Source organism: Chryseobacterium foetidum (assembly GCF_025457425.1).
In the GTDB taxonomy this organism is placed as follows: domain Bacteria; phylum Bacteroidota; class Bacteroidia; order Flavobacteriales; family Weeksellaceae; genus Chryseobacterium; species Chryseobacterium foetidum.
This window is the reverse complement of record NZ_JAMXIA010000001.1, coordinates 946,736-959,987: the sequence shown is the minus strand read 5'-3', so window position 1 is coordinate 959,987 and position 13,252 is coordinate 946,736. Positions and strand designations below refer to the sequence as shown.

Genomic DNA, 13,252 nt, shown 5'->3' with positions numbered 1-13,252 from the left:
TTATTCAGTTGTAATAAAACAGACAAAATGAAAAATAAATTCTTCCCCGAAAGACCTTATGAAGATGCTAAAATAGATAAGTTTTATTGGGCTGATAGTGGCTGGGATTACACTATGATTCCATTAATTAAACCATTTCAATTAATAAAACTGCAAGGCAATGATATGTGGCAAATTTCAACAGGTTTCAATAAGTTTAATGAAATTAGTATTAGTCCAATTGAAAATTTTAATTTATCAAGTAGTTACATTTATGGTCATAAAATTGTAGAGATTCGAAACTTTGAAAATCGTGAAGTAATTGTTCCTCCGTTTTGGTTCATCATTGATGTAAAAAAAGGAACTAAAGAAGTTTCATTATCTAAATTTAATTCAGAAAAAGAACTTAATATAGAACTAAAAAATCTCAATCTTCCTGAAGAATTTCTAAATCCTGATGAAGTATATGAACAATATAAACAAAATCCTATTTTGCCTTGGTTTCCAGAAAATATAAAAAAACAATTAGAAGATGTAAAAGTGAAACAAGGAAAATAATCTCTATTATATGATTTGAATGCATCAAAAGAGGGTTCAAGAAGCATAGATAATGATGTTGTAAGTATTATTTCGGGCTTCATTTACCATGACATTGCTGGAGGCAATGATTTAATGAAAGTAAAAGGAAACTGGAATAATAATTATAGCAAAGGAGAAATTGAATGGCTTGGAAAAACGGATGAGGAAAAATTAGAAGCCATTGAAAAAGGTATGAAAGATATTGGAGAGAAATTAAAAGAAGCTAAAAAGAAATGGATCGATTGAACACGTTAAAATAAGAATTTATGAAAAAAAATAGTTTATTATTTTTTATACTATTGATGAGTTCAATGTGTATGACAAACTGTAATAAAACAAAAAAAATGAAAGATATATTATTTCCGGATCAGTCATATGAAAAAGCCAATGTTGATATTTTTTATTGGTCCTCCGAAGGTTGGGATTACTCGGTAGTTCCATTAATTAAACCCTATAAAATGCAACAATTACAAGGTTCAAGAAATTGGATGATGGAAACTTATATAGCGACTCCAAAAATTGAAACTTTTCATAATAAGAATATAGTTTTGAATAGTTTTGATCCCATTGAAAAATTTAATGTATCAGGAAAGTTTATATATGGTTATCAAGGGGAAAAATTAGATTTTGATGAAAAAGATAAAATCCCAAGAATTTGGTTTCTTATTAATATTGAAACAGAAGAAGTAACTGGTTTTGAGTCAGAGTCAGATTTCAAAACAGAACTAAAAAAACTCAATCTTCCCGAAGAACTTTTGTCTCCGGATGTTGTATATGGACAATATAAAAATGATCCTGTGTTACCTTGGTTTCCAGATGATGTAAAAAAACAGCTTGAAGAAGTAAAAGCAAAAAAATAGTACGATTATTGAAATTTTTAAATCAATACTTATATCAGACTTTTTTCATAATTGATTCGTTTAATAATGATGATGATTTTCTCGTAGTGTTGCTTTTAATGGGAGCCATATTTTTCTGTATAGCAATAATTGTGGGAGTTATTATTTGTTTGCTTTTTATTTTGATATTAATAGGGCTTATAAGTGCGGGTATAATTTCTGCCTCAGTTTTGATAGGTTACCAACAAAAATCAGTTAGTAAAGGTTTTAGAACTTTTTTTCTGTCAGTTTCAATTATAGGTACTTCAGTACTTTCCATAATATTTTTTTGCGTACTAAATTCAATTTATGATTGGTGGACTAAAGATATTTGTATTATGGTAGGAGCCCTTTTTGGGGTTGTTTCAGGTTATGTATTAGGAATATTAGTGTTTGCAGTATCAAAAAAACAGTAAGATTTTTATACAACAAATACTAGTCGAAAAAAAATAAATACGTCAATTGAAATTTTGTTTACTGATAAGCTTAAATCTAAAGATTCTAATGAACTGTTTTCTATAGAGCTCCCAATAGAGAGATTTTCTTTACTCATATTATGGCAATGGAATGTTTTAAACAATCAAATAGAAATTTAGAAAATTATAAACTACGTAAAACAGTATTTTCTAGTCTTTTGATTCTATTAAATTCGTGGAATGGACAAAATAGAGACAATTCAATTAAAAATAGAAAATAGAAAAATGATTGAAAAATTTGATATAGAAATTTACAAAAGCAAAATTAGTTTCAGCAGGAACTCTTATAAAATAAAGAGATACTGTTTCTAACTTATTAATAATTTCTTTTTTATATCTAGGCTATATGGTATTAGTTCAAAAATAGGATACAAATAAACATCTTATTTCACCAAAATAATGGTTACTGAAACCACGCATGAAATCGACACCATTGGTCATTACAGCGGAAGTTTTCAGGGCATTGCAGCCGATACAGGATTTTTACCAAAACCCGACTTCACAGTTCCTGTTGCCCAGCCTCAGATTGCCACAGTGATTTCAAACACCGATCCTGAAGGGCAGGGAAGAGTGCAGGTGAGATTTGACTGGCAGATGAATGACACCACCAATTTCATCAGAATGATGAGCCCCGATGCGGGCGGAACAGATCCGGTAACCCAAAACAGAGGTTACGTAGCCATTCCCGAAGTTGGTGATCAGGTGATGGTCGATTTTGTCCACAATCATCCGGACAGGCCTTTCGTCATGGGCGGGATGTTCCATGGGGGCCACTGCTTTAGGCGGTTTTGCTGATAACAGAGTGAAATCTATTATGACCAGAAGTGGGCATAAAGTGGTTTTTATGGAAGATGAAAGTTATTAATACAGATTAAAGTGGTAATGAAATTCATCTGGATACAACGGGAAGCAATATCAATATTACGGCACCAGAGACGATGACTTTGAAGTGTAAGAATACGTTTATTAATGTTGCAGAAAATATGACAACCACGGTAGGTAGAGATCAGTCTGACACCATTGGTATGAACAGAAGCCAGAGTATTGGAATGAATGCCACGCAAAGTTTGGGTGCGATGAAAAATCTGTCTGTAGAAGCTATCTAATGAAAAATGTTGACGGTAAGATGGTCGAAATGAGTACAGAAAACAAGGAAAGTACGATAAAAAAAGATCTTATTAAAAAAAGTAGTGGAAAAATTGTAACACAAAGTAAAGGAACTGATGAATTTCATTCAGAAAAAGAAGTTCAAAATAATTCTGGAGAAATCTGAAAATCACCAGGAGTACAAAATTATGAGCAAAGATTCGTATGTTGTAGGTGATGTTTATTTTTGAAAAATCCCAAAAACCGGTTAAGCAATGAGTATAAAACATTATATTACAACAACAGTTATCTTTTTCGTTTTCCTGTTCGCGACTTCCTGTCTTTCTATGCTTTCATTTTCTGATGAGGTCTCCTCATCGTGCATGGATTGTTCTTATTGGTCGGAAGTGCTTTCTTATTCAGCAACTTGTACAATTATAATACCCGTAATCCTTTTTGCAGCAAACAAATTAAATTTTAAAAAGTTGGCAATTCCGGTTGTAGTTATTCTTTTTTTAATATTTACTTTTCTTGGAAACCTTAGTGTTTTCAGTGACAGAGTTTCGGCATGGAGCAGTTATTCCACGCAGGACGAGATTTTTGCAGTTTTGTCAGCATCGGGTTTATATCTGATAATTGGTGGCTTGTTACTGTTTGGTACGTTAAAAATTTTTAAACTAAACCGATGATATTGATTTTTTAGGCAGAAATTTTAATATGTTTAAAAATAAAGGATCATTTCATAATCATAACCAAATTGTAATCCCGTTGCTTTGATATTGTCAATTTATTTTCCCCAGAGAACAGACTGTCATTTCAATTCAAAAAAACTTTATCTTTGCCTTTATGATTTTACGAGGAGAAAACTTAATCAAAGAATACGGTCCCAAAAAAGTAGTAAAAGGCGTTTCTGTACAGGTTCAGCAGGGAGAAATTGTAGGTTTGCTCGGTCCGAACGGTGCCGGAAAAACCACTTCATTTTACATGATTGTAGGATTAGTTAAACCCACTTCAGGGAAAATTTTCCTCGATAAACAGGAAATCACGACCGATGCCATGTACCGCCGTGCCCAAAAGGGAATCGGATATCTGGCTCAGGAAGCTTCCATCTTCAGAAAATTGTCTGTAGAAGATAACATTATGGGTGTTTTACAGCTTACAAAACTTTCAAAAAAGCAACAGCAAGTTAAATGTGATGAGCTGATTGAAGAATTTTCTCTGCAGCACGTTCGTAAAAACCGTGGAGACTTACTTTCCGGTGGTGAAAGACGTAGAACCGAGATTGCAAGGTGTCTCGCGACCGACCCGAGCTTTATTCTTTTGGATGAGCCTTTTGCCGGAGTAGACCCGATTGCTGTAGAAGATATTCAGAAAATTGTACGAAGCTTAACCGACAAAAACATCGGAATTCTGATTACCGACCACAACGTACAACAGACTTTGGCGATTACCAACAAAACTTACATTATGTTTGAAGGAAAGATTCTGAAAGAAGGTCTTCCCGAAGAACTGGCAAACGATCCGCAGGTAAGAGAAGCTTATTTGGGAGAAAATTTCGTTTACCAAAGTATTTTCGACAAGCCGAGCAAGAAAACTTATGCTTACAACATCTGGGCAGGAAATTTCGATTCAAAATCACAGCTTCAAGGGTTTGTGAATGATAATTTTACTCAGTTCGATGATTTGAGATTACTTTACGGTTTCGAAGATATCAGTTTTGCATCATTAGGAAATTCAGATATTCAACATATCTTCAATGAGGTAGTTGATAAAAACGCCAATAATTCGTTCGTCTTCCAAAAGAAAGAAATCAATTCAAACTATTCATTAGAACAGGCAGAAGCAGATTCCAAAGCCGCCAGCAAATCTGAGTTGCATTATTTGACGACTTATGTTTTTTAGGGGTAAAAAACGATTTCACGAACTTTTTAAACTATCTCTAATATCTTGTTTAAAGAATTCCGTATCATCTAAATCTAAAATATGCCAAAATAAATTTAAAATTTGAGGATTTTTGTTAAACCTTACGAACGCAAGTTTTATTATGGAAGAAATGTATTACGAAAAAATTTATACAGAACCATTTGATGGTATTGAATGCTGTTTTTGTAAAAAAACAAACACCATTTTTGAACAAATAGATATGGGACTAGTTAACGACGAAATTTTTTGTATTGAGTGTATTAAAAAAAATAATTTAATTGATAAAAAAACAATTAATCAAAAAATACATGACGCCGAAGTTAAAGTATTAAAAGATGAATTTAGGAAGAAGCAAATCGATAGAATTACTAATGTAGTTAAATCAAATTTTAAATTTAAAGAAATAAAAATTGATCTTTCTCAACCGTCAAATGAAGTTAGTTATGAATGGATTTACGAAAAAAATTTAATGTATATAAAGTCTCAACTTATAAATTCACTGATCGATCTGGAGTTTGCAAAATCAGACATTATACCCAGTCTCAATGTTGCTCATAATATAAAATACTTAGAAAAAAAAGTAAATTTCATTTCTGGTTACTTAGAAAAGCATTTAAGTTCAAGTTTGTACGATTCATATAAAAGTTTTTCCGAAAATTTTCTTGTGAATTTTTATCTAAATATTAGCCAATAAAAAAACTTTATTTTGAATAAAAAAATCATTATGGTTTATAATGTTAAAAACCTATGATTGTATTTTATCTATTAAATTAAAATTTAGTACAAAGTCAAAATGAAGGAGTTAGTTATTAGTTTGAAAAGTGATGCTTAATAATGGGAACACTCTTAGCAGCAAAATGTAACATTTGTAGTTATAAAAATGAAAGAATAAATTTTGGGGCATCTATGGATGAGGCTGAAGAAGGAAAATGTCACGTTCCGGCACTAAGAAATAATTCATCTGTGATAGAAATGGTAAATATAAGAAAGAAAAGTAATCATAAAAATTACATCTTTTATACCGACCCACTATTTTACGAAGGTAATTTAGAAGAATACTTTGACGCTTGGGAATTTAGATTAATGAAGAAAAATAATCTTTGCCCTGAGTGTAAAAATAATGAAATGGAATTCATTTACAGAGGAGAATATGACTAAAAATATAGAAAACTTTTTTCACTTTTTAAAAATGTGCATTAAATTCAGTTGTTACTTGCCAAAAAATATAATAAAACGTACCTTTTCTCACAGAAACGGTACGTTTTTCACTTAAAACCAATTCATGGCAAAACCTTTCACACGAGCACTCAGTATTTTCGGGATTTACAGACAATTAAAACCTTTTATCAAACCTTACCGTCTGATGATTTATTGGACATTGTTTCTCACTTTTCTGGGAGCAATCACGGCGCAGGTCAATGCGGTGGTTTTGAAATATACGGTTGATGAAGTGGAAAAATTGACTAAACTTCCCAGTCCGATGTCGGAAGGAATTCATGTGCTTTTAATTATTTCTGCCATACTTTTAGGAAAAGAAATTGCCAATATTTTTATCAGTTTCGGACAGAAATTTTACGGTGAGAAAATCAGAATTAATGTGAGTTCAGTTTTGGCGCAGTCTGCTATTGATAAAATTCTAACCTACAAAGTTGCCTATTTCAGTGACGAAAACCATGCTTCCGGAAAATTACAGACCAGAATCGACCGTGGAATTGAGAGTTTAACGAAACTCGTTCAGAACTTTTTCATCGATATTTTGCCGATGTTTTCCAATGCCATTATTGCATTGGTGATTATGTACATGCAGAATGTGTATGTCGGTCTGGTTTCCACGATTATTGTTCCGATTTATTTTTATGTCACTTCAATGCAGGCGAAAAAACTGGGTGGCGTAAGAAGACAGCTCCGAAATCAGCGTGAGCAGAAAACTTCGGGACTTTTAAATCTAATTAATTCCATTTTGGTAATTAAAAGTTTTGTCCGTGAAAAATTTGAAGGTAAGAAACAGTACGACCTCCAGATGCAACTGATGGAAAGCCAGATGTACACACGAAAAACCAGCTTCATTTACGAAGGTTTGAAAACATTTATTGAGCAGATTGGTGTGGTTTTGATTATTTTACTGACGGTTTATCTCGTTTTAAATCAGCAGATGACTTTGGGAGCGATTATGCTTCATATTATGTTGTTCAATAACGTTTCGTCGCCGATCAGACAGCTTCACAGAATTTATGATGATATGAATGATGCGATGATTTATGCAGAAGGATATTTTGAAATTTTAAATGCCGACGGAGAGACTGAGCCGAACGGAACTTTCGTTGAAAATAAAATCAAAGGAAATTTTGAACTCAGAAATATCGATTTCACCTATCCCAACGGTACAAAAGCGTTGCACAATGTTTCAATGATCATCGAAAACGGAAAAACAACAGCATTGGTCGGCCTCAGTGGAGCCGGAAAATCTACCATTATCAATCTTTTATGTAAATTTTACCTTCCCGATTCCGGCGAAATTATTTTGGATCAAGTAGATTTAAATAATTTTGAAAACGCTTATCTCAGAAACGATTTAGGTTTAGTCTTACAGAAAAATCATATTTTTCAGGGAAGTATCGAAGACAACATTCGCTATGGAAATATGAATGCGAGTTTTGAGGAAATCGAAGAAGCTGCCAAAAAGGCCTATCTCCACGAGCAGATTATAGATTTACCTGAAAAATACCAGCATGACGCCACCCAACTTTCAGGCGGACAGCAACAGAGAATTGCGATAGCACGATTATTCCTCAAAAATCCACCGATTATATTTCTTGATGAACCTACAGCAAGCTTGGATGCGATTGCGACTGAACAGATTAAAAATTCTTTAGATGCGATTAAAGAAGGAAGAACGGTGGTGATTATTTCACATTCACTTTCCCAGATTTTAGATTCGGATAAAATTTATGTGATGAAAAAAGGCCACGTCGTTGAAAGCGGAACGCATGATGAATTGGTGCAATTGAATGGAACTTACCGTGAGATTTTTGATGCGTCCGCGAGAAGTCTCAATCTGGATAAACTGATGAATACTTTCAAAAATTAATGTACCAATGTAACGGTTTAACAATGTAGCAATGATTTATACTATTCTCATAATATATTTTAAGCCACAAATCGAAACTGAAATAACCTATGAATAAAAAAACTAAACATTTATTAAATTCAATTCTATTTGCATCAACGTCAATCTTATATTTTTTTCTTGGTTACATCGGTTATGGAAAACAGAATCTTGACTTAACAAAATATGCTCAATATGAAAATGTAATTACTGACAAAGGGATAGGTATTCATTATGGTAGCAAAGGTCGCAAATCAAATGTTTTTTATTTGTCTTTAAATGGCCTCGATGAAAACTTAGGAGTTTACAGGATGTCAAAAGAATATGATGATTTGCTTAAAAAGATAAAAATCGGTGAAAGGGTTAAAGTGTATTATCAAAAAAGCAACAACAAAACCGAGAATATCAATATTGATTTAATTCAAGTTGAAAAAGATGATCAAATTCTAATTAGTAAAAATGAATATGAGAGAAAAGAAAGCTTTCTGATTTATATTGGTTTGATTGGCGGTCTGGGTACATTATTTATGGCTTATAGATTTTATAAATACCGAACTATATTCAATAGCCGAAAATAAAATAAGAATCTCAGTTGATAAGTTTTGTTAGCTTTACATAATTCTAAATTAAGCCGTCTGCTTAATGAATATCTTGAGATATTTCCTTAATCAAGACTTAACAGCTTAACCCAATCTTAATGGTTTAAAATTTCAGCATTTCTAAGTTTAAATTTGATTCAGATTAAAGTAAATTTGTGAAGATTTCAAAATGAACGACCATTACCTCAAAAAACTCGACCGCGTCACCGCAATTCTCACGCAGTTACAGTCAAAACCGATTGTAAGAGCACAGGATTTGGCTGTGAAATTTGAAGTGAGTGTAAGAACAATTTACCGTGATGTAAAAACCTTGGAAAACGCCGGGATTCCGATTGTTGGCGAAGCGGGGAGCGGCTATTCTCTGATGGATGGCTACAAACTTCCGCCCGTGATGTTTACCAAAGAAGAAGTTTTGAGTTTTATCACTGCCGAAAAACTGATGCAGAAATTTTCGCACGAAAGTTTAGGAAATCATTATCAGACCGCTATGGAAAAAGTGCGTTCGGTTTTAAGAAATTCAGATAAAAACTTAATTCAGAATATTGAAAATCAGATTGGTATTTACAATTACAATCCGAAGAAGGAAGACACGATAAAAAATATTATTCCGACAATCTTAGAAAGTATTGCAGAAAAACAGCAGATTTCAATTGAATACAAAACTGTTGACGACAAAATCTCAACAAGAACCCTCGAAGTGGTAGGTGTATTTTTTGAATTCAGCTATTGGTATATGATTGCGTACTGCACGTTGAGAAATGATTTCAGACAGTTCAGAATCGACCGGATTTTAAGCATTACCAAAACCCAGAATCCTTATCTGCAGGAGTACGGACAAATCAACGACTACCGCCAGAGCCCAAACGGAAAAAAAACCATTGTCCGACTTTTGGTGGATAAAAAAATTATCGGTCACCTGAACAATTCCAAAATTTATTACGGCTTAACTGAAGAAAAAGAAACCGAAAACGGCACCGAAATGACCTTCGAAACCGAATGGATCGACGAAGGATTTCCACGCTGGCTGATCACATTTTTCGATTACGCCCAAATCATCGAACCAGAATTCCTCAAAACAACCATGCAGGAACTGATCACAAAAGTTTCAAAAAACCTGTAATCTCACAGATATATTCGTGCATTCGTGGCGCTAAAAATCTCCCACAGATTCCACAGATCTTCACAGATTTTAAATCTGCTCCATCTGCAAAATCCGCGGGAAAAAAAATTCTTTCACAAAGATTTATCCAGAAACATCCGTGTAAATCCGTGTAATCCGTGCGCAAAATACTCTCACAGATTCCAGCGATTTCTACAGACAGTAAATGAAAATCTTCGATTTTTAAACTCATGTGTTCTAAAATGTTTTCATAGCTGTCAACTGAAAACTCATGTGACTTATGTGTCAAAAAAACCTCCCACAGATTCCACAGATACTCACAGACTTTAAATCAATCTGCTTCATCTACAAAATCTGCGGGAGAAAAATTCTTTACAAGATTTAACCTCAATCATCTGTGTAAATCCGTGTAATCCGTGCGCAAAAAAAATCTCCCACAGATTCCAGCGATTTCTACAGACAGTAAATGAAAATCTTCGATTTTTAAACTCATGTGTTCTAAAATGTTTTCATAGCTGTCAACTGAAAACTCATGTGACTCATGTGTCAAAAAAACCTCCCACAGATTCCACAGATACTCACAGATTTTAAATCAATCTGCTTCATCTACGAATTCTGCGGGAGAAAATATTTGCAAAACTTAACCCCAATCATCTGTGTAAATCTGTGCGATCTGTGGGGCAACCCTAAAATCTTTCCCAGAAAAACGGGGGCTCAATTCCCAGCGCTCTCAGATAAACAAATCCCTGTCCACGGTGATGCACCTCATTATCCACAAAATACAGAATATTCTGATACACCGGAAACTCATACTGACCAAATAAATTAAATGTTTCCTGAAATCTCTCCTCAGAAATTTGGTTGAAATAATGATTGATCACTTCCGTCTCAGAATCCCATTTTGCCAAAATTTCCTCCTTGGTTTTTGGCTGAAAAGCTTCTTCAGAAAATTCTTCCACTTGTCCTTCCACGATTCCCTTCAGAGCCGGACCGGCGATGCTGATTAATTCCACTGCCAGTTTCGCAAAAGGTCTCATTCCGCCCACTGAAAATTCGAATAATTCTTTCTCGGGGAACATTTCAATCACTCTTCTTGTCAGGTTTCTGTGTCCCTGCCAGTGCTCCAAAAGCTGTGCTGATGAGATAAACTGTGTTGTTGCTGTTGCTGTAGTTGTCATAACGTATTTGTTTTGTTTGTTAATGTTAAGACAAAGGTAAGCCGGGGTTATGACAACAGTTTGTCAGTAGGATTTTTAAGTTTTAAAAATATTTAAAATTGCCACAAAATAAAATAAATTTCCTCACGTTATTGTGAAGTTGATAACAGAAATTCAGCTGCTGAATGTTGTCATAAAAGATAATTTTGAATCTGACCAATCTTTCACAGGTTGGTCTTTTTTATGGGCAATTATTCATGAGTAATAGGTAATGAGTAATAGGTAATTAGTACAATCCCGAATCTTGAATCACGTACCTCGCATCCCGCATCCCGAATCTCGCATCCCGAATCCCGAATCTCGAACCTCGAATCCCGAATCCCGATTATTTTTTAGGAGCTTAATCCTGCTATCCGCTGTATCTTTTTTTGTGCCGGTCTCCACTTCGTTACGTCCGGCACAAAAAAAGGATGCCGCTTCTATCAGGGCTAGGGGAGTTCGCTTTTTCAGAACATTAGAATTTCATTTTCAAATTTTTGTAAAAAGAACTACTTTAGTCGTGCGAAAAGAAATGAGTTGCTGAACTCAGATTTCTCTGAATTTTAATGATCATTTAAATCTGAAAAATCCTAGAGACTGTTTAAAATTATTAAAAACAAAATTTTCGATACATTTTTCTTTTCCCCAACCCTATAGGGCGGAAAAATGTCTCGAAAATTTCATCAAAATGAACTCCCATGTCATCCTGAGCTTGTCGAAGGAAGGATCAGAAAAATAATTTTGATGAAATTTAAACAGGTAATTATTTAGAATAGTTTTCGCAGTTTTATTATTTTCGAAACTTAAACCTCAACAACAATGAAAATCTACACCAAGACAGGAGATAAAGGACAAACTGCACTGTACGGCGGAACGAGAGTTTCAAAAGCCAGCGCAAGAGTAGACAGCTACGGAAATATCGATGAACTCAACTCATTTATAGGAATTTCAAAAAGTCATATTACAGATGAGGAAGTTTTAAAACAACTCAAAAAAATTCAGTTTGATCTTTTTACCGTAGGTTCAGAAGCAGCAACTCCGGTTGACAAACTCATGCTCGCCAACGGAAAATCCCGACTTCCAATCATCATTTCAGACACCGAAATCGAAGAACTCGAAAACTGGATGGACGCTTTTGAAGAAAAACTCGAGCCACTTCAATTTTTCATCCTCCCAGGCGGCGGAAAGTCAGCGACATTTTTACATGCAGCAAGAACCATTTGCAGAAGAGCAGAACGTTCTTTGGTTTTCCTAAATGAATCTGAAGAAGTGCGTCCGGAATTGATTAAATACTTAAACAGACTGTCAGATTACCTATTTGTTTTGGCAAGATACATCTCAAAAATTAACAACGAAACTGAAGAATATTGGAATCCGAGTGAAAGAGGCTGATAAAAAAGAGCCAAGGAAAAAGTAAAAAGAGCCAAGGAAAAGCGTCAAGTAAAAAAACAAAGTTTTTCAAAAAAAATTGTGCTCTGCAAAATGGATGTTGATGAAGAGATTAAAAAATATGTCAAGTAATTCTGATTACAATAGTAGTGAAAGTCCCTTTCCTTTGGAGAGGGATTTAGGGAGAGGAAAATGCCTTCTCTTCATCAATGGAGACGCTCCGAAATCGCTTCCAGATTTGGATATTTACACCCTAATTGCCTGCACCGACGGTGCTTTTCATTATCTGAAAGATTTAAATTTTCCGTTTGAGAATTTAGATTTTATTTCAGGGGATTTTGATTCCCATTCCGGATTTGACGAAAATATTTATAAAGATAAATTCATTTACACGCCAGATCAGGAAAAAACAGATTTTCACAAAGCTTTGGAAATTATTGCTGAGAAAGGTTTTAAGAATATTGATGTTTTTGGCGGAAGCGGTGGCGAACAGGATCATTTTCTTGGAAATCTAACGGTAGCTTTCGGCTTTAAAGAAAATTTAAACATAACATTTTATGACGCGTTTTCTGAATATTTTTTCATTCCCAAAAATTTCATTCTGAAAAATGTCAAAAATAAACTGGTTTCCCTGTATCCTTTTCCCACAGCGGAAAACGTGAATACAAAGGGACTCAACTGGACTTTAGATGATGAAAATCTGAGCATTACCTCAAGAATCGGAACCAGAAATTTTGCCGTTGAAGACGAAGTTGCTATAGAATATGAAAAAGGAGATTTGCTGGTCTTTGTGGGAAAAGATTATCTGTAATTTCAACATAGAAATTTTCGATGCTGCTAATTTTAAATCTGCGTAAACTTTAAGAAAATTTAAAACTAAAAAATCAATCTTTTTTAGCAATTTTGCATTCTTAATTCACT

13 protein-coding genes and 2 pseudogenes are annotated in these 13,252 nt (G+C 34.0%); 14 read left to right on the top strand and 1 reads right to left on the bottom strand.

What is annotated here, in order from left to right:
* Positions 1–27 precede the first annotated feature (27 nt).
* The 12 genes and pseudogenes from NG809_RS04580 to NG809_RS04525 all read left to right on the top strand — a co-directional run bounded on the left by NG809_RS04580 (position 28) and on the right by NG809_RS04525 (position 9,746).
* Complete coding sequence (locus NG809_RS04580) at positions 28–537, top strand: hypothetical protein (protein WP_262148466.1); 510 nt, start codon at positions 28–30, stop codon at positions 535–537.
* A gap of 15 nt (positions 538–552) precedes the next feature.
* Positions 553–804: a hypothetical protein gene (locus NG809_RS04575; RefSeq protein WP_262148464.1), complete on the top strand. Its 252-nt coding sequence runs from the start codon at positions 553–555 to the stop codon at positions 802–804.
* Positions 805–902: 98 nt separating this feature from the next.
* The gene (locus NG809_RS04570; RefSeq protein WP_262148462.1) at positions 903–1,418 is read left to right on the top strand and encodes a hypothetical protein; all 516 of its coding nucleotides are present in this window, start codon (positions 903–905) and stop codon (positions 1,416–1,418) included.
* Positions 1,419–1,426: 8 nt separating this feature from the next.
* Positions 1,427–1,852 carry a hypothetical protein gene (locus NG809_RS04565; RefSeq protein WP_262148461.1) on the top strand — a complete coding sequence of 142 codons (426 nt, stop codon included), beginning with the start codon at positions 1,427–1,429 and terminating at the stop codon, positions 1,850–1,852.
* Between the two features lie 438 nt (positions 1,853–2,290).
* Positions 2,291–3,185: pseudogene (locus tag NG809_RS18455) on the top strand (phage baseplate assembly protein V); the annotation flags it as partial.
* Positions 3,186–3,273: 88 nt separating this feature from the next.
* Positions 3,274–3,687, top strand: coding sequence for a hypothetical protein (locus tag NG809_RS04555; RefSeq protein ID WP_262148459.1), 414 nt, complete (start codon positions 3,274–3,276; stop codon positions 3,685–3,687).
* A 157-nt stretch (positions 3,688–3,844) separates the two neighbouring features.
* Positions 3,845–4,570: pseudogene (gene lptB, locus NG809_RS04550) on the top strand (LPS export ABC transporter ATP-binding protein); the annotation flags it as partial.
* A 472-nt stretch (positions 4,571–5,042) separates the two neighbouring features.
* The gene (locus tag NG809_RS04545) at positions 5,043–5,615 is read left to right on the top strand and encodes a hypothetical protein (RefSeq protein WP_262148455.1); all 573 of its coding nucleotides are present in this window, start codon (positions 5,043–5,045) and stop codon (positions 5,613–5,615) included.
* A gap of 140 nt (positions 5,616–5,755) precedes the next feature.
* Entirely contained in the window at positions 5,756–6,079 is a 324-nt protein-coding gene (locus NG809_RS04540; protein ID WP_262148453.1) for a hypothetical protein, read from the top strand.
* Positions 6,080–6,284: 205 nt separating this feature from the next.
* Entirely contained in the window at positions 6,285–8,009 is a 1,725-nt protein-coding gene (locus tag NG809_RS04535; protein ID WP_262152556.1) for an ABC transporter ATP-binding protein, read from the top strand.
* A gap of 89 nt (positions 8,010–8,098) precedes the next feature.
* Positions 8,099–8,605 (top strand): hypothetical protein, encoded by a 507-nt coding sequence (locus NG809_RS04530; protein WP_262148451.1) that lies wholly within the window; start codon positions 8,099–8,101, stop codon positions 8,603–8,605.
* A gap of 190 nt (positions 8,606–8,795) precedes the next feature.
* Positions 8,796–9,746, top strand: coding sequence for a helix-turn-helix transcriptional regulator (locus NG809_RS04525; protein ID WP_262148449.1), 951 nt, complete (start codon positions 8,796–8,798; stop codon positions 9,744–9,746).
* Between the two features lie 686 nt (positions 9,747–10,432).
* Here NG809_RS04525 and NG809_RS04520 read toward each other — a convergent pair.
* On the bottom strand, positions 10,433–10,924 hold the full coding sequence (locus tag NG809_RS04520) for a DinB family protein (protein WP_262148448.1): 492 nt from the start codon (positions 10,922–10,924) through the stop codon (positions 10,433–10,435).
* An 837-nt stretch (positions 10,925–11,761) separates the two neighbouring features.
* Here NG809_RS04520 and NG809_RS04515 point away from each other — a divergent pair.
* Positions 11,762–12,334, top strand: a complete 573-nt coding sequence (locus NG809_RS04515) for a cob(I)yrinic acid a,c-diamide adenosyltransferase (RefSeq protein ID WP_262148447.1) — start codon at positions 11,762–11,764, stop codon at positions 12,332–12,334.
* Positions 12,335–12,434: 100 nt separating this feature from the next.
* A complete protein-coding gene (locus NG809_RS04510) occupies positions 12,435–13,142 on the top strand; it encodes a thiamine diphosphokinase (protein WP_262148446.1) in 708 nt (235 codons plus the stop codon).
* The last annotated feature ends 110 nt before the right edge of the window (positions 13,143–13,252 follow it).